Genomic DNA, 25,861 nt, shown 5'->3' with positions numbered 1-25,861 from the left:
GTCAGAATCCAACGTCGCGCAGATAGCGCAGGCTCTCCGTGACCGCCTGCAGGCTGCCTGCGGCATGGCGCGGATCACGCTCTTGTTCAATGGTTATCCAGCCCTGATAGCCGCGGCGGGCAAGGAAATCGTTAATGGCCGGGTAGTCAATGGCGCCGCTGCCGAGCGGGCACATCACCCCTTCGGCGCAGGCGGTGAAAAAGTCGATGCCTTCGGCGATGGCGCGCTGGTAAACCTGCGGATCCACATCCTTGAAGTGCAGGTAGTCGAGCCGCGCGTAATAGCGATCCAGCCAGGTGAGCGGATCCATTCCGGCGTAGTAGAGATGCCCGGTATCCAGACACAACCCCGCCACGTCGTGCGGGATATCGTTGGCCAGCCGCTCGATTTCATCGGCAAATTCGATGCAGCCCCCGGCGTGGGGATGAATAACCGCCCGCACACCGTACTCCCGCCAGGCGAGGGTGCTGAGGGCGGTAATGTGCGCCATCATCCGCTGCCAGTCCTGGTCATTGAGGCGCGGAGCCAGCGCGCTGCGTCCGGCAAATCGCGCCCGCTCGGGGTTGCCGAAGTCGATAATCACCAGATAGGGCGGCTGGAAAGGGTGCCCCGGGATAGGTTCGGCGGCCGGAACCTGAGACAGATTGCGGCATATTTGATGGGTCAGCGCCTCCAGAGTGGGGTAATGGGCCTCGCTCACCAGATCGTCAAAGATCGTCCCGGCGACCAGCGACAGCTGATGCTGGTCCAGCGCCGCGCGCAGGCTGGACGGGTCGGTGGGCAGGTAGCCCCACGGGCCGAGCTCGATGCTGCGATACCCGGCCTGCGCCGCCTCCTTCAGCACGGTAGCCCAGGCGGGAAGGTCAGGGTTTTTCGGGTCATCCACACCCCAGCTGCAGGGGGCGTTGGCGATAGGATGTGTCATGTCGGCTTCCTTTTTTCACAGGGGATGCCGCAGAGTATTGAATGAAAATTTCATAGCCAACAATATTGGAATGATGATTTTATGATGGCCATCATGATTTGTATTGAGGTTATTTTTGATAGTTATTTATCAAAATGAGGCGAGGCGTGGTTCAGGCGTGAGGCAGCCCCGTTGGCGACGGGGCGAGCGTTTACATATTTTCTTTGGTGATGATATCGAAAGGCTGAGGGTGCGAAATCACGTCGCTGGGCGGCCGCGAAACGGCTTCCGTCATGGCGCGCAGGGTGGCGGCGGCCAGGTCATCCAGCCGGTGGTTGAGAATGACATCGATGGTGCCGTCGATCAGCGCCAGTTCACTGCCGCTTAGCGGGCCATGGCAGACCAGGGTGACGGCCTGCTGGCGGCCGCTGTCGCGCAGCGCCCCGACAATTCCTTCGACGCCGCCGCAGGGAGCATAGATCGCCTGCAGGGCCGGGTACTGGCTGAGCAGCTTTTCCGTTACGCTTCTGGCGACATCCGCCCGTTCGTGGCTGCGAACCGGCTCGAGGATCTGCTGCCCTTTACCCTGCTCACGCAGGCAGGAGCGGAAGCTGATCTCACAGCTTTCCTGACAGGTAAAACGATTATCGCCAATGATAATGGCTATTTCGCCTTCGCCACGGCATAAGCGGTCGATAAACCAGGCGGCGGTGCGCCCGGCTTTTTGGTTATCGAGGCCGATATAGCCGCTGCGCTGGGGAACCGACAGATCTGAAAGTAGAGTGAATACGCGAACGCCGCGGGCGGCGGCCCGGCCCACCGCATGGCGAATCAGCGGGTGATCCAGCGCCACCAGGCCGAGCACCTCCACCTCATCGCTGAGCCGGTGAATGGCCTGGGCCATTGCTTCCACCGCATCAATGGCAAAATGCAGGATCGCCGGTGTCTCGCCTGCCGGTAGCCACGGCGCGGCCTCTCTTGCCAGCGCCCTTGCCAGCGGCAGGTAGAAGGAGTGGGTCTCCTGCAGCAGAATAAAGCCCATTCTGACGGTAACCGGCGCTTTGCCGGCGGCCAGGCGATAGTGCGGCTGTTCGAGCGTAAACCCCAGCCGCCGGGCGGCCTCCAGCACGCGGTACGCGGTCGATTCCTTCACCGCCGCGCGCTTGTTGAGTACCCGGTCGACGGTGGCCACGCCGACGTTAGCTTCACGCGCAATGTCGGAAAGCGTGATTTTGCTGGTGGATTTTTTCACTGTGATGACCATTAAAAATGAGCGTTATGATAGAAACTATCACGGTAACCCTGCGCAGAACAGCGACAATCTGCGTGCCACAGGACAAGCCTGCGCTCCTGCCGCGTAAAGTGTGACGGGTATACACAGTCTGTGATCAAAAGCGACTACCTGTTCTGGCATTGCTGCTATGCTATTGAAATAAAATTAATAATAAAGGCAGTGTCGTCTTTGTCGGTTAAACCGTGCGCAAAGTCGCTCCGGATGGGCGTCGCTGGGCCTGTAACCGACTATACTTGCCGCGCACGCGCGTAATGACGTTTACTCGATGACTTTTTGCTATCACTTTATGCCAGCGTCAGGGCTGCACTGAATAATGTGCCGTTCCGCGCCGGGAGTGGGTCGGTTTGGGGCCTGTATGTTATTAAAAGAGCTGGCTGTTTTTGATGTATTAAGCACGCCGATCTGGGTAGTCCATCCTTTTACAGAGTGTGTGGTCTATGCCAATCAGGCTTCCCGGACGCTGAGCGGCGATATGTCGCTGAATGAGATGCGCAACGGTATCTATTCCACCTGCCCGGAAACGCAGCTGCAGCATTATCTGCGCTATCTCGACGCGATGACTGAGATATTTGAAGTCTGGACGCTGCAGACCGCCAAAGGGTTGCAGTCGGTATATTGTAAAACCACCCTGGTCGAGACCGAGGACTGCGGCCCCTTACTGTTATTTGAAGCGGTGAAGCTGCTCGCGCAAAATCAGTCGATTCATACCGGCTCCCGCCGCTACCAGCGGCGTAACAATGGTTTTTTTGCCCGTTTTTTTATGACCAATACCGCGCCAATGCTGTTGATCGATCCTCAGAAAGAGGGCCTGATTGTCGATGCCAATATTGCCGCACTGCGCTTTTATCATTATTCCGATGAGGAAATGCGCAATAAACATACCTGGCAAATTAATACCCTGGGCCGGGATGTGATCCCTATTATGAATAACATTGCCAATATGCCCGGCGGGCATAAGCCGCTTAATTTTACTCATATTCTGGCTGACGGCTCGCTGCGCCATGTTCAAACCTATGCCGGGCCGGTGGTGCTATATAATATTCGGCTGATGTTATGCATCATTCACGATATCACCGAAGAAGTGCTTCTGAAAAAAGAGCTGGAATTTTCCGCCGCCCACGATCCCTTAACCGGACTGCTCAATCGCCGCGAATTTTACCGGCTCGTCGATGCGCCGTCGTTTATCGGCCATGGCTTTTGTCTGCTGTTAATCGATATCGATCATTTCAAAAGTATTAATGATATTCACGGTCATCAAAAAGGCGATGAAGTCCTGTTGGTGATCTCCCGCATTCTGGAAACCTCGGTGGACCGCGAAGATAAGATATATCGCTGGGGAGGCGAGGAGTTTCTGCTCTTTTTGCCTCATTCGCCGATCGCCCGCGCGCTGATGGTGGCGGAGGCTATCCGTCAGGCGATCAGCGAATATCAGACGCTGTCGGTCACCGTCAGCATTGGCGTTGCCGAGCATCATGATGGCGAAGCGATTGATCAGCTGTTTTACCGCGTCGATAAAGCGCTATATGCGGCGAAAAATGACGGGCGCAACCGGGTAACGCGCTTGCCGTCGGAAAACGTAGCGGCCCATTCCGGGCGGTCAGAATAGAGGTGGCGCTATTTATCGCCGTCTGATGCGCAGGCAGACTCGCCGGCTATACTCAGGAGAGTCCTGCCTGCTGATTCGGGCGGTAATCTTGTTTGCCTGCGGCTGAGGTGGCATGCGACTCATGGTGCGTTTTCTCGTTGTCCTGTCGGTAGTTTCTCTTTCTGCGCCGGCGACGCTGGCGGCGAACGGTCACGCCATCAAGCAGCGTGCCGATGCTGTTCTGACCCTGATGAGCTATACCGTGGTCCCCGACGTGACCGCCAGCGATCTCAATATTGGCTCCGGGAGCAACGACAAACACAACCTGGCCATTACCCAGTTTGGCGGCGGGGCGACCCTGAGCGAGTCGTTTCCTCTCTATCTCGAAGGAACGATGGGCTACAGCCGTTACGACCCGCGTTTTGTGGTCAGCAATGGCGAACAGACGCGGAATGTGCCCACCAAGTGGAACAGCCTGACCACCACCGGCGGCGTCGGCTGGGATTTTTCGCTGCACCGGGATCGCTTTGGCGGCAACCTGGTGCTGCGGCCGATCGTCAATGTGATGCTCGGCACCCTGGCCAGCGATGCGCGCCTCGGCAGCTGGGTAATTGAGCGAAAAACCAACGCCGAACTGCAGTTCCTCGACGGCGGTCGGTTCAATGCATGGGGGCTCGGCGGAGCGCTGATGCTGGATTATGAACGCTTCTCCGCCACCCAGGATATTGATGCCGAGCTGCGTTACTCCTATATGCATCTGCAAAGTTTCGGCAGCAGCGCTGAGGTGGTGCAGGGGGAGGCCAGCGCGGAGAATCTCGGTCTGTATCTGCGCCGCCGCGCGCCGATCGCTGACTGGACGCTGCTGGGCAACCCGCTGCGCTACGTGCTGGAAGGGGCGCATACTGCATATCTGGGCGAACAGCGAGGGGCGCTGGGCTTCTCCGGTTTAACGTCGCTGGGGATTGGACTCGAGCTGGACAGCAGTAAATACCCGGTCTTTATCACCCGCACCCGGCTGGTGGCGCGCTATATGTTCGGCAATAACACCACGGGCTATGGCGTTGGACTGGCGATGAGTTTTTGAAGGCCATTAACCCAGCTGCCGCCGGCCAGCGCCTTCTTACCCCCGGGAGAGACCAGGGCGAAGGGGGTCCATAACCGTCTCCGCAGCCAGACGGTTTCCTCTCCCCCCAGTGTGAGGGCCAGGGTGAGGGTTAATCCTGACACCACACCCGCTCGCCGTTCACCCACGTCTCGCTGATATTACGCTCATCACCCAGGGTCATCAGTACGAACAGCTGCTCATAAATATCATGGCAGCGGCCCATCCGCAGACGCTGCAGCGGAGTGACCGCCGGGTCAATCACCACAAAATCGGCCTCTTTGCCCGGCTGAAAATTGCCAATCTTCTCTTCCAGCCGCAGGGCGCGCGCGCCGCCGAGGGTGGCGTGATAGAAGGCCTCGCTGGCGCGCAGGCGATAGCTTTGCAGTTGTCCTACCTTGTAGGCCTCGCCCAGCGTCCGCAGCATGCTGAAGGTGGTCCCGGCCCCGACGTCGCTGCCGATACCCATCCGCACCTTGTGCTGCCAGCAGGCGGGCAGGCGAAACAACCCGCTGCCGAGAAACAGATTCGAGGTCGGACAGAAGGCGACTGCGGAACCGGTGTCATGCAGGCACTGCCACTCGGCATCATCAAGATGGATCCCGTGAGCAAATACGCTGCGTTCGCCGGTGAGCTGATAGTGATGATAGACATCCAGATAGCGCGCATGCTCCGGCCACAGCTGCTTAACCCAGGCGATCTCCTCGCGGTTTTCACTGAGATGCGTCTGCAGCCAGGTATCGGGAAACTCGGCCCGCAGACGCTGCACCGCCTCCAGCAACGCCGGCGTCGAGGTGGGAGCAAAGCGCGGGGTAATGGCATACCCCAGCCTGCCGCGCTGATGCCAGCGGCGGATCAGCCCCCGGGTCTGCTCGTAGCTCTCCCCGGCGGTTTCGCACAGGTAGTCGGGCACATGGCGATCCATCATCACTTTCCCGGCGATCAGGCGCATATTGAGGCGCAGCGCTTCGCTGAATAACGCCTCCACCGAGGCCGGATGCAGGGTACAAAACACCAGCGCGGTGGTGGTTCCATGGCTTATCAATTGATTTACAAAAAACTGCGCTATCTCCTGGGCATACTCCGCATCGGCAAACTGGCTCTCCACCGGGAAGGTGTAAGTGGTAAGCCACTCCAGCAGCTGTTCGCCAAAGGCGCCGATCATCTCGGTCTGCGGATAGTGGACGTGGGCATCGACGAACCCCGGCAACAGCAGTTTACCCCGCAGGTCAACATAGCCCTTCAGCGGATGCAGAAAGGCTTCACCCTCCTGCCATGGCAGCAGCGCGACAATTTTTCCGTCCTGCAAGAACAACAGGCCATCATCGAGATAGCGGGCCTGGGCGGCCACCTCATCCGGGGTCTCCGCCACGCCGGCGATATCAAAAAATGCACCGCGCACCGCGGTCTGGTAATCCATCATCGAACCTGCCTTCTCTTAACGCTCTGGGAATAGTGATAAACAGCAAGATTGGTGCCAGTTTGCAGCCTGCCGCGGCCAGACGCCGCGGCAGAAGGGGGAAGGTTACTCTTTTTGCGCCACCGCGCCGGAGCGGAAGGCGGCTTTCGCCTGCACTTCGCGCTCGTCGCGAGCCAGCCAGCGGTAGGTGGTCGCGCCGAGGAAGACGCCGATAAACCAGCTGAAGTTCGCCACTTCATGCAGGGCCGGAATAAAGCTGATAATCAGCCCCAGGCCCACCGACGGCAGCAGGGCGGCAATGGCTTTCGGGTTAAAGCCGTTGCGGTACCAGTATTTACCCTTCGGCGTATCGTCAAACAGGTCGTCCACCGACACCCGGCCGCGTTTGATCAGGTAGAAGTCGGCGATCAGGATGCCAAACAGCGGGCCAATAAAGGCACCCAGCACGTCGAGGGTATAGTGGATCAGCTCCGGTGAGTTAAACAGGTTCCACGGCGTCAGGAGTATCGAGCCCACCGCGGCGATCATCCCGCCGGCGCGGAAGCTGATTTTCTGCGGCGCGCAGTTGGAAAAATCGAAGGCTGGCGAGACGAAGTTAGCCACGATATTGATACCGATAGTGGCGGTGATCATGGTCAGCAGGCCGATGGCCACCGCCAGATCGTTCCCAACGCGGCTGACGGTTTCAATTGGATCGGTGATCATTTTGCCGAACAGCGACTGGGTGCCGGAGACTATCACCACGGTGACCACCGAGAACAGCAGGAAGTTGAACGGCAGCCCCCAGCGGTTGCCGCGGCGGATCTCGCCCATGCTTTTGCCGTAGCGGGAAAAGTCGCCGAAGTTGAGCAGCGGCCCGGAGAAGTAAGAGACGACCAGCGCCGTGGCGGTGATCATCTGCCAGGTCTGCTCGCCAGCGCTGAGGGATTTGCTGGCGAGGGTAAAGGAGATCCCATCCAGACCGGTCTTGTATACAATCCAGCCGGCCAGGGCCAACATCACCACATACACCGCCGGACCGGCGATATCGATAAAACGCTTGATGGCGTTCATGCCGTGCCAGAACACCATCGCCTGCAGCAGCCACATGGTGGCGAAGCAGAGCCAGCCGAGCGTCGACAGCCCGAGGAAACTGCTGCTGGTCAGCGCGGCAAGGGAGGGCCAGAACTTGAGCAGGACCAGCATCAGGGCGTTCGCCGCCAGATAGGTTTGAATACCGTACCAGGCGAAGGCGATTAGCCCGCGGATCACCGCGGGGATATTGGCGCCGAAGACACCGAACGCCTGACGACAGATCACCGCGTAAGGCACCCCGGCCATCTGGCTGGGCTTCGCCACCAGGTTAGCGCACAGCTGCACAATACAGATGCCCACCAGCAGGCAGAGCAGAACCTGCCAGCTGGCCAGGCCAAGCGTAAAAAAGCTTGCCGCCACCACGTAGCCGCCCATGCTGTGCACGTCCGACATCCAGAATGAAAAGATATTGTACCAGCTCCAGTTCTGGTCGCGGGTGGGCGCCAGATCGTCATTACATAGCCGCGGACTGTAGCTGGCGGCCGCCTCGTGAGTCTTCGTCTGCTGCGTGTGGGATGAATGTGGCATGAAACCTGCTCCTCTGAATGAAAACCCTTTTTATATGGATTGCTGAGGCTATTGCAGGATCCAGGCCAGAATGATGAATCTTGTATACAAAAAATAAATTTTATGTATACGATCTGCTATCGATAAGTGAAACCGGAGTGGGTTAATGAATAATGAACATCGCCTCCAGGCCGCGCCAGCGCTGCAGGATAAGGACGAAAGCATTTACCAGGCGCTGATGACGGCTATCGTCGAACATCAGCTGCCGCCGGGCAGCAAACTGCCGGAAGAGGCGCTGGCGGAAGTATTCGCCGTGAGCCGCACCGGCATCAGAAAAGTGCTGCAACGACTCGCCGCTGTGCAACTGGTCACATTAACGCCCAAACGTGGTGCACACGTCGCCAGCCCGAGCGTGGAAGAGTCCCAGGCGATCTTTCGCACCCGGGCGCTGCTTGAGGTCGCGAATCTGCCCGATGTGATCGCGCGCTGTCAGCCGCCGCATCTGGCGGCGCTGGAGAACATTATTCAGCGTGAGCAGCAGGCTCATGAGGCGCACGACGGCCCGGCGGCCATCCGCCACTCCGCTGACTTTCACATTCAGCTGCAGGCTATCTCCGGCAACCCGGTGCTCACTGAGATGGTGACCCGCCTCAGCCAGCGCTCCTCGTTAGTGATTGCCGCCTGGGGCGCACCCTGGCGCCAGGGCTGTCGCTGCGACGATCACCAGCAGCTGGTCGGTTTGCTGCGGGATAAAGCCCTGCAGCCGCTCAGCGAGGCGCTGATGCACCATTTTGATCATATTGTCGCCAGCCTGTTCTTCGAGCGCGATGGCGTCAGCCTGCCCGATTTTTCCCGGCTGTTCGCCGGTCACAAGGAGTCGTGATGTCTTCTGTTTGTATACAAGTGATAAACCCCAACACCAGCCTGGCGATGACCGAAACGATAGGCGCCGCCGCGCGCGCGGTCGCCGCGCCGGGCACCGAGATCCTTGCGGTCTGTCCTCGCGCCGGCGTGCCGTCAATTGAGGGCCATTTTGACGAAGCCATCGCAGCGGTCGGTGTGCTGGAGCAGATCAGGGCCGGACGCGAGCAGGGGGTGGATGGACATGTGATCGCCTGCTTCGGCGACCCGGGGCTGCTGGCAGCGCGCGAACTGGCCCAGGGGCCGGTGATCGGCATTGCGGAAGCGGCGATGCATATGGCGACGATGGTCGCCACCCGTTTCTCCATTGTGACCACGCTGCCGCGCACGCTGATCATCGCCCGTCATTTACTGCACCAGTACGGATTTCATCAACACTGCGCGGCGCTGCACGCCATTGATTTGCCGGTACTGGCGCTGGAAGACGGCAGTGGCCTGGCGCAGGAGAAAGTGCGCGAGCGCTGCATTCGCGCGCTGAAAGAGGATGGCAGCGGGGCGATAGTCCTTGGCTGCGGCGGGATGGCGACCCTGGCGCAGGAGCTGACCCGCGAGCTGCGGGTGCCGGTGATCGATGGCGTCAGCGCGGCGGTGAAGATGGTGGAGTCGCTGGTCGCGCTGGGCCTGGCGACCAGCAAGCACGGGGACTTAGCGTTCCCGGAGAAAAAGGCGTTAAGCGGGCAATTTCAGTCGTTAAATCCATTTTAAAAGGGGCAGAAGATGGTTGAGAACCAGGAACACTATCCTCGCGATCTGCGAGGTTATGCAGGGCAGCCGCCGCACGCGCGCTGGCCGGGCGGGGCGCGGATCGCGGTGCAGTTCGTCCTCAACTATGAGGAAGGCGCGGAGAATCACGTCCTGCATGGCGATGCGGGTTCGGAACAGTTCCTGTCAGATATCATCGGCGCCGCCAGCTATCCGGCGCGTCATATGTCGATGGACTCGCTCTATGAGTACGGCAGTCGGGCCGGGTTCTGGCGGATCCATCGCGAATTCAGCCAGCGAGGGCTGCCGCTGACGGTTTTCGGCGTGGCGATGGCGCTAGCGCGTCATCCGGAGATTGTGGCGGCGATCAAGGCGGCGGATTACGATGTGGTCAGCCACGGCTGGCGCTGGATCCACTATCAGCACATGGATATCGCCGAGGAGCGCGAGCATCTGCACAAAGCGGTGCAGGTGCTGACCGACCTGTTCGGCAAGCCGCCCACCGGCTGGTATACCGGCCGCGACAGTCCCAACACCCGCCAGCTGGTGGTGGAGCACGGCGGCTTTGACTATGACAGTGATTATTACGGTGATGATTTACCCTTCTGGAGCGAAGTGGCCTGCAGCGACGGCAGCCGCCGACCGCACCTGATCGTGCCTTATACCCTCGACGCCAACGACATGCGCTTTGCCACCGCCCAGGGGTTCAACACCGCGGAGCAGTTTTATACCTATCTGAAAGACAGCTTTGACGTACTGTACGCCGAGGGAGAAACCGCGCCGAAGATGATGTCCGTGGGGATGCACTGCCGGCTGCTTGGGCGTCCGGGGCGTTTCCGCGCGCTGCAGCGATTCCTCGACTATATCCAGCAGCACGACAAGGTGTGGGTCTGCACCCGGCAGCAGATCGCCGACCACTGGCGCGAGGTTCATCCGTATCGCGGGTAGCCTGCTGCCCCTTTTCCTGGCCCTCTCCCCGGGGAGAGGGCATCACCCGATCGCGACTCTTGCACCGATAAACCCTGAAAGACGCCGTGATGAATCGTGATTATTGAATCAGCATGGCGAGGAGTACCAGGAACAGTAGCAGGACATAGATGCGTGCATACCATACATCCGGTACCGCAGGGATAGCCCGGCGGCTAAACGCTATCCCGGCCCAGCCGGTCAGGACGAGCAGGCCTAGAATTTTCAGGCTGATAAAACCCAGAAATCCGCTCAACGGAATGGTGTGCCAGCCAATGATGGCATAGGTCACAGCGCCGCATAGCGCCACGGGCAAAGAAAGCGGGTTGGATGCGCTAACGCACTCCTGCATCGCATACCCGTGTCGCCGTAGCAGGGGCACCGTCATGACGCTGCCGCCCACGCCCAGCAATGCGGCAATCGTACCGATAACCACACCGCCGCCGGTGACCATTGGCAGTGACAGCCGACGCCGAGCGCTGCCCGTGAAAAATCCCTTGCGCAACAAACAATCGCTGATGGTTGCCAGCATATAGAGAATAAACAGCGCGCGAACGATATTCTCGCTAAATATCCCCGCCAGACAGGAGCCTGCTACTGCCCCAATGGCAATAAACCATATCAACGGAAATAGCGTCTGTGCGGCAAGCTTGCCCGCCCGCCAGTTACGATAGCTGATCCAGCCGGCGTTAAATATCATCACCGCCGTTGAGGTAGCCACCGCGACGTGCATAGCGTTTTCCGTGAGTTCCGGCTGGCGGAGCATCAGTTGATAGACAAATGGCACCACCACAAAGCCGCCCCCGAAGCCGAACAGCACCGTGGTAATGCCGGTAGTCAAGCCTGCCAGTGCAATAATAACGATATCATTCAACAGAATATCCCCGCCCTGAAAATGAGCGAGCAGCTTATACCGGTCGCGTACAGCTTCCCATTTGCACAGCGCTCAATTACCTTTGTAAATCGGTCAAAGGGAGACAGGTGTGCGCAACGTAAAAATTGACGAGGTCGATCGGCTCGATCGCGAAGTGGTGGCGTTAGGCAATGACTATGCGCAAGGGTATATTCTGCCCCCGCACCAGCATCGTCGCGCACAGCTGCTGTACGGCGCGACCGGACTGATGTATGTCACCACGCAGGACGGAGAATGGGTGGTTCCTCCGCAACACGCTGTCTGGATCCCCCCTGAAACCGTGCACGCCGTCAGATTTGCGGGGGTGACCACGCGCAGCTTGTATATTGAGCCAGATTGTGTGGCCGCTTGCATTAAACACCGGCGTTGCGAAGTGATCAGCGTCTCGCCGCTGTTGCGCCAGCTACTGCTGGAGGCTGTGGATTTACCACCGTTGTACGACAGCCCACGCGATCGCATGCTGATACAGTTGATGTTGCTGGAACTGGCCGGCATGCCGGTCCGCGAATTTGATATTCCGTTGCCGCAGCATCCGGCGCTGCTGGCGCTTTGTCAGGCTTTTTTGCTTAACCCCACTATCCATGATCCTGCGGCGCGCTGGGCCGGGGCGCTGTTTATGAGTCCTAGTACCTTTCGTCGCCATTTCCTGAAGCAGCTGGGCCTGTCATTTTCCGCCTGGCGACAGCGAGCCTGCGTGGTGAGCGCCCTGGCATGGTTGATAGCAGGGAAACCGGTGAACGAAGTGGCCTTATCCCTTGGATACGACAATGCGTCCTCTTTCGCCACCATGTTCCGCCGCGTGACCGGGCAACCGCCGTCGTTTTATCATCCAGCCTGATGCTCAGGGGAAGGGGGCTCCCGGCAGCATGTGTCGGCAATGAATGTCACTTTCATGGCGTTGCTATGCATTAACGCAGCCATAAGACAGACACCTGGCTTGCGTCTTCAGGTACCCCAACATTTAGTGGTGGCTACCTCGATGCGGTTTATCTATTCTGCCTGTAACCATGAGAAGACCGGAATCTCTCTTTGTGAACCATCTAATCTTTGAAAAAGTCATCATCATCTTCATTCTCGTCCTGTGGGTATTCGATACATTCAGAACCAGGAAAAGAAAACGTTTTGATCCTGCCATTGAAGCGGCTGATGCCAGAGAACGTTATCAATGGCGTTATTTCAGATGGGGTTTTCGGATCATACAAGTGGTAGCGGGAGTGTATATCTTCGTACAGCTGATTCAGGTTTTACTGAGATAGAGGCCGCCGGCAGGGGCTACTGAACATAATCCGTGTCAGCGACACGTGTTCCTGTTTTTCGTTGAGAGCTGAGAACTTGCCAGCATATAAACGGGGTGTTTGTAGTTTGTAACATTTTAAACAACAGCATATGTGACTCTTCAATGATGCAAGTAATACTGGTTCGACACGCGGAAACAGAGTGGAATGTAAAAGGTATTATTCAGGGACACAGTGATAGCGCCTTGACGCTCCGTGGGGAGCGTCAAACAGCAGCCTTGCTGGCAGCGTTTGTAGCGAGTGATTACCGGGTAGAATGTGTTTACGCTTCTCCGCTTGGCCGGGCCTGGCAAATGGGACAGCGCCTGGCTGAGCGTTTTTATTGTTCAGTGATATCTGAACCAGCGCTGAAAGAACAGGCTTTTGGTCAGTTTGAAGGTATGACAACCATAGAGCTCCTGCAGAATAATCCAGACGCCGCAGAAGCGTTATTCAACCTTGATGCAGAGTATTGTCCGCCAGAGGGTGAGTCTCTCTCACATGCTTCGCAGCGAATTATGCATTTTTTAACCAATCTGGAAAAAAAACGTCATCATCGAACAATATGTATTGTGTCTCACGGACAGGTCATTCAGGGCGTGCTTGCGATGCTAAAAAGTGGTGCTGTGGATGATTTTCACCGGTATGCACAACCCAACGCGAGTTACTCCGTGTTCGAACTGATTAATGGAAGATGTACCGCCCTAAAATGGGGGATCGCGACGCATTTACGTCACCTGGATTAAACAGTCTGACTTACCCCAGATTCCTGCTGTTCATGTTTGCTGTTCTTCCTCAGTTTGTCGTTCCCGTCGCGGGTCCGGTCTGGTTGCAATTGCTTGTTCTGGGGAGTATCAAAAAAGCGGGCTGGAATGGTTTCCCTGGGTTCAGTCGCGATGGCATCAAGGACGTTTGGAAACGGCTCTTAACACCCGGGCGATATCAAATGGCAGGAACGGTGTACAGGCGTTGTCATCCGCATGATGTTTAGCGGGCCGGCATAGTATCGACATCAGCCCGTTAAGGTATATACAACCTGTAAACCCGCTGTCCTCTTCTCGTTCAGACTGGAACTTAACCTCAGTTGGTTCGTCCGCTCTGTGCCAAAAGCGGAAGTAGGCTGAAGATAAATTCGCATTGCTGTTAGTCGTGGGTTCTGCAGATGGGTAGAAATTGATAACTTAGGATGCAAGTTCGTCCCGCTCTTTCTGCAGTTTTCATCGAGGGGATATTCTCCGGAATAATTGTGCCCATATACAAAGATAGTTCAGAATCGGAATGAGTTAATAATCGATACAGCAGGCGTTGCGCTCGGGCTGACAATGATCGACCACGAAAAGCAGGAAGTATTACTTTGTCAGTAATACGATATCCTCGCAGAAAAGCGATGTTTCCTTTCTGGCATATTAGCAACCCGGCGCGAACGTCGTTTTCATAGATAATATATACTTCTCTCTCAGAAATATGGTTACACAACTCTTCGTCATCAACTGCTACCAAATTGTTTGCAGAAAGTTCGCGAACTGTCTGCCATGTATGCTTATAGGCATCGCCCAGAGCCTGACAACACCAGTCAAAATCTTCGTATGTCGCCACTTGCAAAGTAAGAGATTTATCATTGAATTCAGGGGGTTCAGAAAAAGAGGTGGCGTATATATACTGGTCGGGAATACCCTGCGGGAAGGACTGGCCGGGTACAAGAATGCGAACATACTGAGCTCTGAGTTGTGACCATTCCTTACTAATGAGTTCTAATGCAGTATGATTTAGGTCAGAATCCATACCTACAATATCAATAAAAGGTTTGTTAATATTTCCGCCCTGATAACGGGGGCCAGTAAGAAATTGCTTTCCATCAATTTTGAGTTTTCGTTGTAAAAAATATTCCTGACATAATCCAGTTTCTCTCCAGGGAAATCGCGCCGAGAAACTTCTGTCTGTACACATCGATTCCTGCTCTGACAACCATTGTTTTAGCCATGAACGTAGGGTAAATTCAGGCACAGGTAGCCTGGCATATTGAGATAGCATGTAAGATAGCATAAAAAATATTTCGCCCTTGGATGTAAAAATGTTCTTTATAAACAAATTAGAATAGCTCTACTCTCATTTTATTACCAATTATAGCTGGCACGTCCGCTCCTTGCTCAATGCGGACCTTTAGCTCGATAGCTTGTCCGCTCCGCGCCAGAAGCGAACAGTGTTATCAGTGGCGATTGATAAAACGTCAGCCCGTTGACCTTGTCTCACAGCACCTCAACCACTTCAAATTCTTCTGCGATCAACTCCATATCCTCAGAAAAATGGCCTTCGGAGCTGAAAAATCTCTGATGCTCTTTCTTCCAGTATTCAAGGCTTAAATCGCCTTCACCTTCTTTGCGGGCGAATGCTTCAGTCACATCACAAAAACGAACCAGCTGCATCGAAATCAGTCTGATCACGCAAACTGGAACATTCTTGCCATCAAGAATAATGTGATAACTCCCTATCCTCGGGGCAGCTTTTTCCTGCTGGTAAGAGGCAAAAGATCCGCAAGAGGCCGTTTTTATCCCTTTTTTGATCAGGTCAGCAAGCTCGTTAGCCAGCTCCGGACTGTCACCCATTTGCCAGGCATCTGCGCCGGGATACTTCTTTTTTATTTCCTCAACCTCAACCATGAAAATCCCTTCGTTATCGTCAATGAAAAGAAATGGCATACCTTTTTAACATGAGCGGTCCCAACATTATCAGCGATATCTTTCTTTAGATAGTGTGGTCCGTTTTTCGCTCAAAACGGACCTTAAGGGCATTGAACGCGTTTGCTCTGCGCCAGAAACGGCAGTTAACTTCAAGACGAACCATAAAGTCGCCTGTCTTATTCAGACTGCCAGTAAAGCGGTGAACCGAACGCGTCGATGTAGTAATCGATAATCGCCCGCACGTTCAGCGGAGGGTGGCGGGCATTCGGATAGATTGCCGCGATATGCTGTGGCTCCGTTTTTATGGACCTATCCAGCTCCGGCAGCAGTTCGATAAGTTCGCCGCTCTTTAGCCGGTCTCCAATCAGCCAGTCAGGAAACAGCACAATCCCCATCCCTCCGAGTGCGGCAATCAGCAGGGTTTCAGCATTATTCGATGACATCAGGGGTGAGACAGGGTAGTGCACCCATTCCTCTCCGTGCCGGCGCAGCAGCCATTGGTTTGGTCCTGACGAACCGCGGTAGACCAGGCATTTATGCCGGGCGAGCTCTTCGGGCGATCCCAGCATGCCGTGCCGGCGGATATAATCCGGTGACGCGGCAAGATGATAGCACTGCTGGCCAAACACGCGCGCATGAAATGCGGAATCCGTCAGCACGCCAATCCGGAAAATCACGTCAGCCGGCTCACGGTGCGGATCGATGTAATCATCAGTCAACGTAAGCTCAATGCTGAGCTTCGGATATCGCTCCGTCAGGCCCGGTAACGCGGGTGCGACATGGCGCTGTCCAAAGAATACGGGTGCGTTTATGCGGACCATTCCGGAAGGCTCAAGGGTTCTCTCGTTGAGTTCCCGCCGCGCCTCCTCCATGCTGCCAGTCATGGCTCGTGCATAGCGGATAAAAAGATGGCCGCTTTCGGTCGGGATTATCGCCCGGGTATTGCGGTAAAAAAGCTGCTGGCCGAGCACATCCTCCATCTGATGGATGACCCGCGATACCTGAGAGGCCGATATCCCTTCCCGCCGGGCCACCACAGAGAAATTCTGCGTCTCATAGACGTCTATAAAAATCAGCAGGGCGCGAATACTGATGTTCCCAAGCTCATTCATTAATGCATATCCTGCACAGGTGTTTATCTCATTATGGCATTTTTCTCATCCATATTAAGCCGTAATCTCCTCCGCCTGGACTACTGGAGATGATTGTTATGCAGCTAATATTGATTTTTATCGTCATTGCCGGAGGCATGGGACTGTCCATAGAGGCAGGATTGCTCGGGCCACTGGGTGGGGAGGTCGGTGACCTCTGGGCTACCTTTAGCATATTCGGCGTGGGTGCGGCGCTGACCTTTCTGCTGATGCTTTTTTTCAGCCCGCGCAACAGCCCGTCGTTCTTTGCGCAACCTGCGTGGCAGCTGCTTGGCGGCGTGCTTGGGCCGATTTACGTCATCATCCTGACCGTGGTAACGCCGGCAATCGGCATCGCCATGACGATGATCGGCATCCTGGCAGGCCAGGTGTTCAAGAGCCTGATTATTGATCACTTCGGTCTGCTCGGTACGTCACGCAGGAAAATTGACAGTAAACGTATCATTGCGCTGATTTTCATTATTGCAGCGCTGGTTATGGTTGCACAGGGGTAAAGTAACATTATGACTATTATCATGATTCTGCTCGCCGTCGCCGGTGGCGCCATGCTGAGTATCCAGGCGGCTATCAATGGCCAGCTGGGCAGCAAGGTCGGCGTATTCAAAAGCGCGTTCCTGACATTTTCTGTCGGCGCCCTGGTGACGGGGCTGCTGATCTTTTTCTTCGAACCCAAACACACCCTGACGCTGATGGACGTGCCTAAATGGCAACTGCTGGGCGCAATGTTTGGTGTGCCTTATATCGTTATTATGGTACTGGCCGTCCAGCGTATTGGCGCGGCAGTGGCTACGGTCGCTGTCATTTTTGGCCAGTTAACCATGAGCATGCTGATCGATAACTTCGGCTGGCTGGGCAATGCGTCGATTCCATTCTCGATGAGCCGAATCGGCGCCATTGTCTGCCTGGGTATCGCGCTGTTCTTCATTTACTCCAGCAGCAGGGCAAAAGCTGCCACGGCGAAAATCCCCCGCCAGCCATCGCCGGGGGGGAGTTGACGATTATTCCCAGCGTTTCAGCAGCAGACTGGCATTAACCCCGCCGAAGCCAAAACCGTTCGACAGCGCATAGCGCATCTTCTGCGGGCGGGCCTGCAGCGCCACCAGGTTCATGCCTGCCGCCTCTTCATCGGGGTGATGCAGGTTCAGCGTCGGCGGCACCACCTGATCACGCAGCGCCTGAATGGTGAAGATGGCCTCAATCCCGCCGGCCGCGCCTAACAGATGGCCGGTGGCGGATTTCGTCGAGGTAATGGCGACCGGATGCGCGCCAAACAGCGTTTTAATCGCCGCCAGCTCACCTTTATCACCGACCTGCGTCGAGGTGGCGTGGGCGTTGATATGGTCAATCTCGTCGACGGTCACCCCGGCCTGGCGAATAGCGGTCTCCATGGCCCGACGCGCGCCGTTCCCGTCTTCCGGGCCTGCGGTCAGGTGATAAGCATCTGCGCTGGTGCCGTAGCCGACCAGCTCGGCCAGCGGCGTGGCGCCGCGCGCCAGCGCGTGCTCCAGCGACTCGATCACGATAAGCCCCGCGCCTTCTCCCATCACAAATCCATCGCGGCCGCGGTCAAAGGGGCGGGAAGCGGCTTCCGGCTGGTCGTTGGAGGCGCTGGAGAGCGCCCTTGCCGCGGCAAACCCGGCCAGGCTAACGCGATGAATTGCCGCTTCCGCGCCGCCGCAGAGGGCAATATCCGCCTCGCCGCTGCGGATAATCCGCGCCGCATCGCCAATGGCCTGGGCACCCGCTGCGCAGGCGGTGACCGGCGCGCCGATGGGGCCCCGGAAGCCGTGAGCGATAGACACATGCCCGGCGGCCAGGTTGGCCAGAAAAGAGGGGATAGTGAACGGCGAGAGGCGACGCGGCCCGCGTTCATCGGTGGTATGTACCGCATTGGCGATCTCGCTGAAGCCGCCGATCCCGGTGGCGATCACCGTGGCGGTACGTTCCTGTTCGGCCGCAGATGCTGGCGACCAGCCGGCCTGGGTCAGCGCTTCACGGGCGGCGACCAGCGCAAACTCGATAAAGCGATCCATCTTTTTGCGCTCTTTCGCCGGGATGGTCGCCAGCGGGTCGAAGCCGTGCAGCGGATCGCTTTCAATGGACGGCACCTGGCCGGCCACTTTGCAGGGAATATCCGCGACCAGCTGCTCGCTGAGTCGGGTGATCCCTGACTTTCCTGCCAGCAGCGACTGCCAGACGTGCTGTACGCCGCAGCCCAGCGGGCTGACAATCCCCATCCCGGTGACGACAATGCGTTTAACGGAAACGCCCATAGTTTACTCTCCTGTAGTATCAGTGTGCCGGCGGCTTTTTCATCAAGGGAACCAGCAGCGCGGCAAGCAAAAAACCCATCATGATGAGGTAGAAAGCATCGGAAAAGGCCTGGGTTCGCGCCTCCCGCAGCGCCAGCGCGGAAAGATTTTTCAGCGCCGCCGTCTGCGCGGCATCCGGCGAGATCCCCTGGACGGTGAAGTTTGCCGCGCTGCGCTGAACAAAATCGCTCATTGCCAGGTTGGCGTTATTCAGATGGTCCGCCAGGCGGTTGTAGTGCAAATTGGTTCTGTCGTTAAGCACTGTGCCGCACAGGGCGATGCCGATGGCGCCTCCGAGGTTGCGCATGAGATTAAACAGCCCGGAGGCCAGCTTCAGGCGCGCGGGCGGCAGGCTGCCCAGCGTCAGGGTCACCGTTGGCGCGACGGCAAACTGCTGCGCCAGTCCGCGAAACGCCTGAGGGAGCAGCAACTGGTCCGCCCCCCAGTCATGGGTTATCGGGACGAAGCTGTACATCGACACCGCAAAGCCGATCAGCCCGGCCATCAGCAGCCAGCGCAGGTCAACGCGGTTGGCCAGCCACGAATAAAACGGAATAGACATGACCTGGAACAAGCCGGTGGAAAATACCGCCAGGCCGATCTCCAGCGCGCTGAAACCGCGCACGCTACCGAGATACAGCGGAGTTAAATAGATGGTGGCGAAGATGCCGACGCCTGCCATAAACGAGAAATAGCAGCCGAGGCTGAAAGTTCGGTCCTGCAGGGCCCGCAGATCCATCACCGGCTGCGGATGGCGGAGGGTGCGGATAACAAAAGCCACGCCGCAGAGCAGGGCGACCCAGGCGGTGGTCGTCAGGGTCGCGTCATCAAACCAGCCCCAGCGAGGACCTTCTTCGAGGGTATATTCCAGGCAGCCGAGGGACACGGCCAGCAGCAGAATACTGAGATAGTCGGCGCCGCGCAGCAGAGTGGGGTCGGCGCTGTCTACTTTCACCAGCAGCGGCACTGCCACCGCGATGTAAATCCCCGGAACAACGTTGATAAAGAACAGCCAGTGCCAGTTGTAGTTTTCGGTGATCCAGCCGCCCACCGTCGGGCCCAGCGTCGGGGCGAGGGAGGCCAGGCCGCCGATTGTCGCCGCGGCAATGACCCGCTGTTTGCCCTGAAAAAAGGCGAAAGCGGTGGTGAACACCAGGGGGATCATCGACCCGCCCGCCAGCCCCTGCAGGGCGCGGAAGGCGATCATACTCTGGATGTTCCACGCCCAGCCGCACAGCAGGCTCATCAGCGTGAAGCCCGCCGCGGAGGCGGCAAACAGCCAGCGGGTCGACATGACCCGGGCCAGCCAGCCGGAAAGCGGGATAATAATGATCTCGGCGATCAGGTAGCTGGTTTGTACCCAGACGGTCTCATCGTCGCCCGCCGACAGGCCACCGCCGATATCCCGCAGCGAGGCGGAGACAATCTGGATGTCGATAAGGGCGATAAACATCCCCACGCACATGCTGGCGAAGGCAAAGATTTTCTTCGCCGTCGGCATCGACAGACTTTGCGGGGCGGACAGCGCCTGAGCGGTGCTCATCGAGGGCTCTTTTCATTCACGGTGACGATCACCGACAGTCCCGGGCGCAGGACGTCAAGCTTTGCCCCGTCACCTTCCAGCGCAATGCGGACCGGCACCCGCTGCACGATTTTAGTGAAATTCCCGGTCGCGTTCTCCGCCGGCAGAATGCTGAAGCGTGAGCCGGTCGCCGGCGCCAGGCTGGCGACATGGCCCTTAAAGGTATGGTTCGGCAGCACATCGGCGACGATGGTCACCGCCTGGCCGGCGCGCATATGCGCCAGCTGGTTTTCCTTAAAGTTGGCGTCGATCCACAGGCCGTGCGCGGGCACCAGGGAGAGCAGCTGCGTGCCGCTGCTGACGAAGGAGCCGGACCACGCGCGGCGGTTGCCAATCACCCCAGCGAACGGCGCGCGAATGTCGGTATAGCTGAGGTTCAGCCTCGCCATCTCGAGGTTAGCCTGGGCCTGCGCCAGGGCAGCCAGGGTTTGCTGCTGGCGAGCATCCAGCACCGTCAGCTGACGTTCGGCCACGGTTTTATCCGCTTTGGCTTTCTCCTGCTCGGCATGCGCCCGGCGATAATCGGCGGAGGCGTTATCGCGGATCTGTGCGGAAATCGCGCTCGACGCGGCCAGGGCGTTATAGCGTCGGTTGTCGTTAGCCAGTTTTTCGGTTGCCGCCGTGGCGGCCAGTAACGAGGCCGTAGAGCCGGCAATGGTCGCCTGCTGTAGCTGGCGGGTAGCCTGGATATCGGCCAGCGCGGCCTGCTGCGCCGCCACTTCTCCGGCGGCTTTCGCAAGGGCGGCGCGGTAATCGCGGTCGTCAATGCGGATCAACAGGTCACCTTTTTTCACCGCCATATTGTCCTGCACCGCCAGCTGCTGGATATAGCCGGAGACTTTGCTGGAGATGGCGCTAATGTCGCCGCCAACATAGGCGTCATCGGTGGTCTGCAGAAAACGTCCGGTATGCCACCAGTACGCGCCGTAGCTCGCTGCCGCCAGAACGGCGGAGAGGGCCGCCAGGACGAGGACGCTTTTCTTATTGGCCAGCTTCATGGTTGGCATCTCTGTAGGGTTCAGGCTGGAATTTTTGCCCGCTATCGCCTTCGCGTTTGCGCAGCAGATATTCATGACGATATTGCATCAGCGGCGAGGCGGCGGGGCCCGGCACCATGGCGTATTTACCCGGGATAATCTCTTCCCCGGTCGCTTTATCCACCATGACTGGCTCCACCCGGCGCTGGGTGGCGGTTTCCACCAGCTGCATCTGACGGCCTTCTGGAGCGAAGTGGCGGTTACCCCATTCCGCCAGCGCCAGCAGCACCATGCGGAAATCGCGGCCGCGCGGGGTGAGGTGGTATTCGTAGCGCGGCGGCGTGCTGCTGTAGCACACCTTCTCCAGCAGGCCGTCGTCGACCAGCGCCTTCAGGCGGCGCGACAGAATATTGGGCGCGACGTTGCTGCTTTTCTGAAATTCGTCGAAGCGGGTAAAGCCCGCAAAGGCGTCGCGCAAGATCATGATGCTCCAGCTGTCGCCGATGCGGCCCAGGCTGCGGGCGATGGGGCAGGGAGCGTGGCAAAGCGGTTCATTTTTCATGGGCGGTCCAGGTAGCAGGTGGCTTTTGCCAGCAAATTGACATAGTCACTATCAAAATGCAAGTGACTATTCATGGCAGCCAGGGGAGAAGCCGCTGCCGTTCCGCTACGTCGTTTCTCCCTTTGAACAGTCTCCGCCGCCTTATATCTGCCTGACCGTAATAAGAGATAACTATCGCTGATGGCAGATGAAACATTTTAATAATGATAAAAATCGATGTGCTGGGTAATGACCTTTATTGGGGGATACGATATAAGGTATGGCGACACTCAAATTAAAATTCTCATAACTTTTTAAGGTTAAATAAATGAAGCAGGTGGGTATTGTTGGCTGGCGGGGCATGGTTGGCTCAGTATTGTTGCAGCGCATGATCGAAGAAAATGATTTCGACGATATTTCAGCGCATTTTTTTAGTACCTCCAGTGCGGGTGCCGCTGGTCCGGTTATTAAAGGTAAAAGCGACAAACTGAAAGATGCGAATTCCCTTAGCGCCCTCGCCGAAATGGATATTATTATAACCTGTCAGGGCGGGGATTATACCAAAGCCATCTATCCTGCGTTAATTAACTCTGGCTGGCAAGGGTACTGGATTGACGCCGCTTCGGCGCTGCGGATGGATGACAACGCCTGCATTATTCTCGACCCGGTCAACCGCGATAATATCGATCGCGCGGTGAAAGCGGGAATGAAACTGTTTGTCGGCGGCAACTGCTCCATCACGCTGAGCCTGATGGGGCTGGCCGGGCTGATCAAGGCTGACCTGATTGAATGGATGAGCGTGATGACCTATCAGTCTGCCTCCGGGGCGGGCGCCAAACAGGTGCGGGAATTCATCGCGCAAAGCGCGTATATCAGTCAGCATTTATCTGCGGATGAACTGACGGCATCAGGTTCCGTGCTGCCTTTAGTCAATAAAGTGAGTGAGTTGATTAATAGCGCCGGCATGCCGGTGGAGAATTTTGGCGTCCCACTGATGGGCAGCATCATTCCGTGGATCGACAGCGATCTTGGCGATGGAAATAGCCGCGAAGAATGGAAGGGCGAGGCGGAAACCAATAAAATTCTTGGCCTTGCACCCGGCACCATCCCGGTCAATGGCTTATGCATTCGGGTCGGCGTAATCCGCTGCCACAGCGCTGCCATTACCCTTAAACTGAAACGTGAGGTCAGCGAAGCGGAATTCGCTGAATTAGTGACCCATTCCCATCCGTGGGTAAACTATATCCCCAATAATAAGCAAGAGAGTGTCAGTAAATTGACCCCGGCTGCTATTAGTGGTTCGTTGCAGGTAGGAATTGGCCGCTACAAGAAAATGTCGCTAAATAATGAACCCGTCTATTCGGTGTTAACGGTTGGCGATCAGCTATTATGGGGCGCGGCGGAACCCCTGCGCCGCATGTTAAATATCCTGCTGGGCAAAATATAGTTACGGTCATCCGGGGAAAGCCCTCGCGCGCAGGCGGTTAAGACAAATGTTTAACGAAGCGTTTGCGAACCTCCTTGTAGCCGTTATTTTCATAAAATTGATGCGCTCTGATTCTTTTTTCACTGCTTGAAAGCTCAATATGAGCGCATTGTTTATCGTGGGCGAGGCGCTCTGCGGCATGGAGAAGCTGGTGGCCTATCCCTGAACCCCGTGACGATTCCTCTATCACCAGCGCGGAAATTAATGCCCACAATCGGTTTTCATGTACCGGTAAGATAAAATTGATAACGACCACGCCACACACGGTGTTTTCTGCTTCAGCCACCAGCGTATGCATCATACTTTGGGGTTCAGTAATGCGTTGCGCTAAGATCGCCGTCTCCGTCTGATAGCCCAGCTGCAGAAATAGCGTTTTCAGCGCGGGGATATCTTTTGATTCAGCAGCCCTGATTAACACCATGACCATCGTCTCCTCACGTATTGATACCGGGCGGGTGCGGGCCGGTGGATAGCCACATTCCCCCGGCCCGCGTCAGTGTATGCCTCTCAGTCCATCAGACTGACCTGGGCGGCGACAATCCGCCAGCCGTAGGGAAAGCGCACCCACGTTTGCTGCTGACGCCCAAGGCGCGCGCTGCCTTCGCGGGTAAACTCGGTGCTGCATACCGCCATGTCCGCGCCAAAGGTGGTGATGGTGGTATGGCGCAGGTCGCGGGCCAGACCGGCGGCGGGGCGGGCGGCGCGAAAGGCGCGGATCGCCTCAATGCCATACAGATTTTCGCCGGCCCCCAGCCGCACGGTGCGCGGATCGTGCCAGAACAACGCGTCCAGCGCCTCGATGTTATTGCTGACCAGCGCCTCTTCATACTGATAAAACGCCGCCGTCACCTCGGCGAGGATCGCCGGGCGGTCTACATTGTCCAGATTGATCATGCTGCACTCTCCGCCACTCGGGCATCGGTAACGCCCATCGCTTCCAGCGCCCGCGCGGCGCGAAGACAGGCTTGTTCGTTAAACGGCGCGGCTATCAGCTGCAGGCCAATCGGCTTGCCGCTGGCGGTACGCAGGGGCACGGTCACCACCGGCAGCCCGAGGAAGGAGATCGGCTGGGTCAGCATGCCCATGCTGGCGCGCACCGGCAGCGGCTGGCCGTTAATCACCATCTCCTCGGCGCCTATCGACGTGGCGCTGCATGGGGTGGCCGGGGCAATCAGCACGTCGGCCTGACTGAACAGGGATTTGATCGCCAGACGGGCATGACGGCGGAAGCGCTGGGCCTGCAGATACCACGCCGAGGGGATCATCGCCCCGGCCAGCAGCCGCTCGCGGGAGTGGGGTTCAAAGCGCTCGGGCGAGTGGCGAAGATCCGGCAGATACTGATTGCCGCCTTCGCTGGCGCTGATGATAAAGGCTGCCGAGCGGGCCAGGGCGGCATCCGCGAACTGCAGCTCGCTGTCGGCGCCCAGCGCGTGGGCGACCCGATCCACGGCCGCCCGGGCGTCGTCATCGCACCAGGTGGTGAAATAGCCCCCCAGCCGCGCGCAGCGCAGCCCCTCCAGTCCGCGCTCCAGCAGGTTGCCGGTGCGCTCGCTGGCTTTATCGGCCTGAAAGTCATCGGCCGGGTCGCGCCCCTGCAGGGCGTCATACACCGCGGCGAGGTCGGCCACCCGGCGGGCAAAGGGACCAATATGATCCAGACTGGCGACAAACGGATGGCTGCCGGAGCGGGAGAGGCGGCCGAAGGTGGGTTTCAGGCCAAAGATCCCGCACAGCGACGCGGGGACGCGAATCGAGCCGTTGGTGTCGCTGCCGAGGCTGAAATGGACCAGTCCGGCGGCCACCGCTGCGGCCGAACCGCCGGAGGAACCGCCGGCGATCCGCGTCAGATCGTGCGGGTTACGCGTCGCGCCATAGTGGCTGTTTTCGGTGGTGAAGCCGTAGGCGTAGGCATCCATATTGAGCATCCCGCTGAGCAGGGCGCCGGCGCTGTGCAGCTGGCGCACCGCCCAGCTGTCGCTGGCGGCCGGCGGCCGGTCGCTCAGCAGCTCCGCCCCGGCGAGGGTGGTATACCCGGCGACATCAAACAGATTTTTCACCGCATAGGGAATGCCTGCCAGCGGCGGCAGGGGGCGCTTTTCCCGGCGCAGGGCGTCGATGCTGTCGGCCTCCGCCAGCATGCGCTGGGCGGTGACCTCGGTCCAGGCGTTGATCTGCGGATTCACGCGGGCGATATCGTCCAGCGTCTGGCAGGCGATCTCCCGGGCGCTCAGTTCGCCATCGTGCAGCGCACGCTGGATCTCGGCGATGGTGAAATGGTGAAGTGTCATGCTTTATACACCCCCGCAATGTCGTCGCGCGGCCCGAGGGGATAGTCCATCAGCGGCTGCGCCATGGCGGCGATGCGGGAAAACTGGCGCTCCAGCTCCTCACGGCGCGGCGCCTCCAGCTCCATATCAAAAAGGTGAGTCATCTGCGTCAGATACTCGCTCCAGTCAGGCTGTGTGGTCATGG

26 protein-coding genes and 2 pseudogenes are annotated in these 25,861 nt (G+C 57.8%); 12 read left to right on the top strand and 16 right to left on the bottom strand.

The genetic code is table 11. The features are described 5' to 3' along the window. Position 1: 1 nt before the first annotated feature. Together ACLEXF_RS04365 and ACLEXF_RS04360 are read right to left on the bottom strand one after the other, a co-directional pair. Complete coding sequence (locus ACLEXF_RS04365; RefSeq protein ID WP_049003889.1) at positions 2 to 925, bottom strand: TIM barrel protein; 924 nt, start codon at positions 923 to 925, stop codon at positions 2 to 4. A gap of 190 nt (positions 926 to 1,115) precedes the next feature. After that, positions 1,116 to 2,156: a LacI family DNA-binding transcriptional regulator gene (locus tag ACLEXF_RS04360; RefSeq protein WP_043519606.1), complete on the bottom strand. Its 1,041-nt coding sequence runs from the start codon at positions 2,154 to 2,156 to the stop codon at positions 1,116 to 1,118. Positions 2,157 to 2,553: 397 nt separating this feature from the next. On the opposite strand from ACLEXF_RS04360, the gene ACLEXF_RS04355 reads away from it, so the two are divergent. Beyond that, a complete protein-coding gene (locus ACLEXF_RS04355; protein ID WP_004202549.1) occupies positions 2,554 to 3,804 on the top strand; it encodes a sensor domain-containing diguanylate cyclase in 1,251 nt (416 codons plus the stop codon). A 121-nt stretch (positions 3,805 to 3,925) separates the two neighbouring features. Continuing rightward, positions 3,926 to 4,867, top strand: coding sequence for a hypothetical protein (locus ACLEXF_RS04350; RefSeq protein WP_065904303.1), 942 nt, complete (start codon positions 3,926 to 3,928; stop codon positions 4,865 to 4,867). A 130-nt stretch (positions 4,868 to 4,997) separates the two neighbouring features. On the opposite strand, the gene guaD is transcribed toward ACLEXF_RS04350, so the two are convergent. Together guaD and ACLEXF_RS04340 are read right to left on the bottom strand one after the other, a co-directional pair. Then, positions 4,998 to 6,308: a guanine deaminase gene (gene guaD / locus ACLEXF_RS04345; protein WP_259596646.1), complete on the bottom strand. Its 1,311-nt coding sequence runs from the start codon at positions 6,306 to 6,308 to the stop codon at positions 4,998 to 5,000. 102 nt (positions 6,309 to 6,410) lie between these two features. Beyond that, complete coding sequence (locus ACLEXF_RS04340) at positions 6,411 to 7,907, bottom strand: NCS1 family nucleobase:cation symporter-1 (protein WP_017900250.1); 1,497 nt, start codon at positions 7,905 to 7,907, stop codon at positions 6,411 to 6,413. A 145-nt stretch (positions 7,908 to 8,052) separates the two neighbouring features. Here ACLEXF_RS04340 and ACLEXF_RS04335 point away from each other — a divergent pair, with 145 nt between their 5' ends. From ACLEXF_RS04335 to puuE, 3 genes and pseudogenes are all read left to right on the top strand, one after another. Then, positions 8,053 to 8,769 carry a GntR family transcriptional regulator gene (locus ACLEXF_RS04335; RefSeq protein WP_407259784.1) on the top strand — a complete coding sequence of 239 codons (717 nt, stop codon included), beginning with the start codon at positions 8,053 to 8,055 and terminating at the stop codon, positions 8,767 to 8,769. After that, positions 8,769 to 9,640, top strand: a pseudogene (hpxA, locus tag ACLEXF_RS04330) (allantoin racemase). Before ACLEXF_RS04335 ends, hpxA begins: the two are co-directional and overlap by 1 nt. Next, positions 9,558 to 10,457, top strand: a complete 900-nt coding sequence (gene puuE, locus ACLEXF_RS04325; protein ID WP_223171644.1) for an allantoinase PuuE — start codon at positions 9,558 to 9,560, stop codon at positions 10,455 to 10,457. The pseudogene hpxA and the gene puuE overlap by 83 nt, the downstream one beginning before the upstream one ends. Before the next feature lie 100 nt (positions 10,458 to 10,557). Here the strand turns inward: puuE and ACLEXF_RS04320 are convergent, their stop codons facing one another. After that, a complete protein-coding gene (locus tag ACLEXF_RS04320; protein ID WP_130971852.1) occupies positions 10,558 to 11,349 on the bottom strand; it encodes a sulfite exporter TauE/SafE family protein in 792 nt (263 codons plus the stop codon). A gap of 109 nt (positions 11,350 to 11,458) precedes the next feature. On the opposite strand from ACLEXF_RS04320, the gene ACLEXF_RS04315 reads away from it, so the two are divergent. The 4 genes and pseudogenes from ACLEXF_RS04315 to ACLEXF_RS04300 all read left to right on the top strand — a co-directional run. Further along, the gene (locus tag ACLEXF_RS04315) at positions 11,459 to 12,226 is read left to right on the top strand and encodes an AraC family transcriptional regulator (RefSeq protein WP_289429069.1); all 768 of its coding nucleotides are present in this window, start codon (positions 11,459 to 11,461) and stop codon (positions 12,224 to 12,226) included. Between the two features lie 193 nt (positions 12,227 to 12,419). Further along, the gene (locus ACLEXF_RS04310) at positions 12,420 to 12,644 is read left to right on the top strand and encodes a hypothetical protein (RefSeq protein ID WP_004202530.1); all 225 of its coding nucleotides are present in this window, start codon (positions 12,420 to 12,422) and stop codon (positions 12,642 to 12,644) included. Positions 12,645 to 12,787: 143 nt separating this feature from the next. Beyond that, positions 12,788 to 13,408, top strand: a complete 621-nt coding sequence (locus ACLEXF_RS04305; RefSeq protein ID WP_071845746.1) for a histidine phosphatase family protein — start codon at positions 12,788 to 12,790, stop codon at positions 13,406 to 13,408. After that, positions 13,402 to 13,686: pseudogene (locus ACLEXF_RS04300) on the top strand (LysE family translocator); the annotation flags it as partial. The gene ACLEXF_RS04305 and the pseudogene ACLEXF_RS04300, both read left to right, overlap by 7 nt. A gap of 119 nt (positions 13,687 to 13,805) precedes the next feature. On the opposite strand, the gene ACLEXF_RS04295 reads toward ACLEXF_RS04300, so the two are convergent. The 3 genes from ACLEXF_RS04295 to ACLEXF_RS04285 form a co-directional block, all read right to left on the bottom strand. Beyond that, entirely contained in the window at positions 13,806 to 14,705 is a 900-nt protein-coding gene (locus tag ACLEXF_RS04295) for a hypothetical protein (RefSeq protein ID WP_074377625.1), read from the bottom strand. A gap of 203 nt (positions 14,706 to 14,908) precedes the next feature. Continuing rightward, the gene (locus ACLEXF_RS04290; protein WP_074377618.1) at positions 14,909 to 15,265 is read right to left on the bottom strand and encodes an ASCH domain-containing protein; all 357 of its coding nucleotides are present in this window, start codon (positions 15,263 to 15,265) and stop codon (positions 14,909 to 14,911) included. Between the two features lie 251 nt (positions 15,266 to 15,516). Further along, positions 15,517 to 16,452: a LysR family transcriptional regulator gene (locus ACLEXF_RS04285; RefSeq protein WP_002905496.1), complete on the bottom strand. Its 936-nt coding sequence runs from the start codon at positions 16,450 to 16,452 to the stop codon at positions 15,517 to 15,519. A gap of 98 nt (positions 16,453 to 16,550) precedes the next feature. Between ACLEXF_RS04285 and ACLEXF_RS04280 the strand changes: the two genes are divergently transcribed. Together ACLEXF_RS04280 and ACLEXF_RS04275 are read left to right on the top strand one after the other, a co-directional pair. Next, positions 16,551 to 16,985, top strand: a complete 435-nt coding sequence (locus ACLEXF_RS04280) for a DMT family transporter (RefSeq protein ID WP_004151877.1) — start codon at positions 16,551 to 16,553, stop codon at positions 16,983 to 16,985. A 9-nt stretch (positions 16,986 to 16,994) separates the two neighbouring features. Then, the gene (locus tag ACLEXF_RS04275) at positions 16,995 to 17,486 is read left to right on the top strand and encodes a DMT family transporter (protein WP_064177806.1); all 492 of its coding nucleotides are present in this window, start codon (positions 16,995 to 16,997) and stop codon (positions 17,484 to 17,486) included. A 3-nt stretch (positions 17,487 to 17,489) separates the two neighbouring features. Here ACLEXF_RS04275 and fabF read toward each other — a convergent pair whose 3' ends face one another. The 4 genes from fabF to ACLEXF_RS04255 are packed head-to-tail and all read right to left on the bottom strand — an operon-like array spanning position 17,490 to position 21,924. Further along, complete coding sequence (gene fabF, locus ACLEXF_RS04270; protein ID WP_423265732.1) at positions 17,490 to 18,764, bottom strand: beta-ketoacyl-ACP synthase II; 1,275 nt, start codon at positions 18,762 to 18,764, stop codon at positions 17,490 to 17,492. 19 nt (positions 18,765 to 18,783) lie between these two features. Next, positions 18,784 to 20,346: a DHA2 family efflux MFS transporter permease subunit gene (locus ACLEXF_RS04265; RefSeq protein ID WP_053810365.1), complete on the bottom strand. Its 1,563-nt coding sequence runs from the start codon at positions 20,344 to 20,346 to the stop codon at positions 18,784 to 18,786. Continuing rightward, complete coding sequence (locus ACLEXF_RS04260; RefSeq protein WP_407259785.1) at positions 20,343 to 21,383, bottom strand: HlyD family secretion protein; 1,041 nt, start codon at positions 21,381 to 21,383, stop codon at positions 20,343 to 20,345. Before ACLEXF_RS04260 ends, ACLEXF_RS04265 begins: the two co-directional genes overlap by 4 nt. Continuing rightward, positions 21,367 to 21,924 carry a winged helix-turn-helix transcriptional regulator gene (locus ACLEXF_RS04255; RefSeq protein WP_032426151.1) on the bottom strand — a complete coding sequence of 186 codons (558 nt, stop codon included), beginning with the start codon at positions 21,922 to 21,924 and terminating at the stop codon, positions 21,367 to 21,369. The genes ACLEXF_RS04260 and ACLEXF_RS04255 overlap by 17 nt, the downstream gene beginning before the upstream one ends. A gap of 307 nt (positions 21,925 to 22,231) precedes the next feature. Here ACLEXF_RS04255 and asd point away from each other — a divergent pair, with 307 nt between their 5' ends. After that, entirely contained in the window at positions 22,232 to 23,350 is a 1,119-nt protein-coding gene (gene asd, locus ACLEXF_RS04250; RefSeq protein WP_064183374.1) for an aspartate-semialdehyde dehydrogenase, read from the top strand. 37 nt (positions 23,351 to 23,387) lie between these two features. Here the strand turns inward: asd and ACLEXF_RS04245 are convergent, their stop codons facing one another. The 4 genes from ACLEXF_RS04245 to hpxX form a co-directional block, all read right to left on the bottom strand. After that, complete coding sequence (locus tag ACLEXF_RS04245) at positions 23,388 to 23,810, bottom strand: GNAT family N-acetyltransferase (RefSeq protein WP_407259996.1); 423 nt, start codon at positions 23,808 to 23,810, stop codon at positions 23,388 to 23,390. 86 nt (positions 23,811 to 23,896) lie between these two features. Further along, on the bottom strand, positions 23,897 to 24,283 hold the full coding sequence (gene hpxZ, locus ACLEXF_RS04240; RefSeq protein ID WP_002905421.1) for an oxalurate catabolism protein HpxZ: 387 nt from the start codon (positions 24,281 to 24,283) through the stop codon (positions 23,897 to 23,899). Then, positions 24,280 to 25,677 carry an AtzE family amidohydrolase gene (locus ACLEXF_RS04235; protein WP_257322932.1) on the bottom strand — a complete coding sequence of 466 codons (1,398 nt, stop codon included), beginning with the start codon at positions 25,675 to 25,677 and terminating at the stop codon, positions 24,280 to 24,282. Before ACLEXF_RS04235 ends, hpxZ begins: the two co-directional genes overlap by 4 nt. Then, a complete protein-coding gene (hpxX, locus tag ACLEXF_RS04230; protein WP_407259786.1) occupies positions 25,674 to 25,859 on the bottom strand; it encodes an oxalurate catabolism protein HpxX in 186 nt (61 codons plus the stop codon). Before hpxX ends, ACLEXF_RS04235 begins: the two co-directional genes overlap by 4 nt. Positions 25,860 to 25,861: the final 2 nt, after the last annotated feature.

This window comes from Klebsiella pneumoniae complex sp. WS1778, from assembly GCF_049472055.1.
Lineage (GTDB): Bacteria > Pseudomonadota > Gammaproteobacteria > Enterobacterales > Enterobacteriaceae > Klebsiella > Klebsiella quasipneumoniae.
This window is presented reverse-complemented; position numbering and strand designations above follow the sequence as displayed.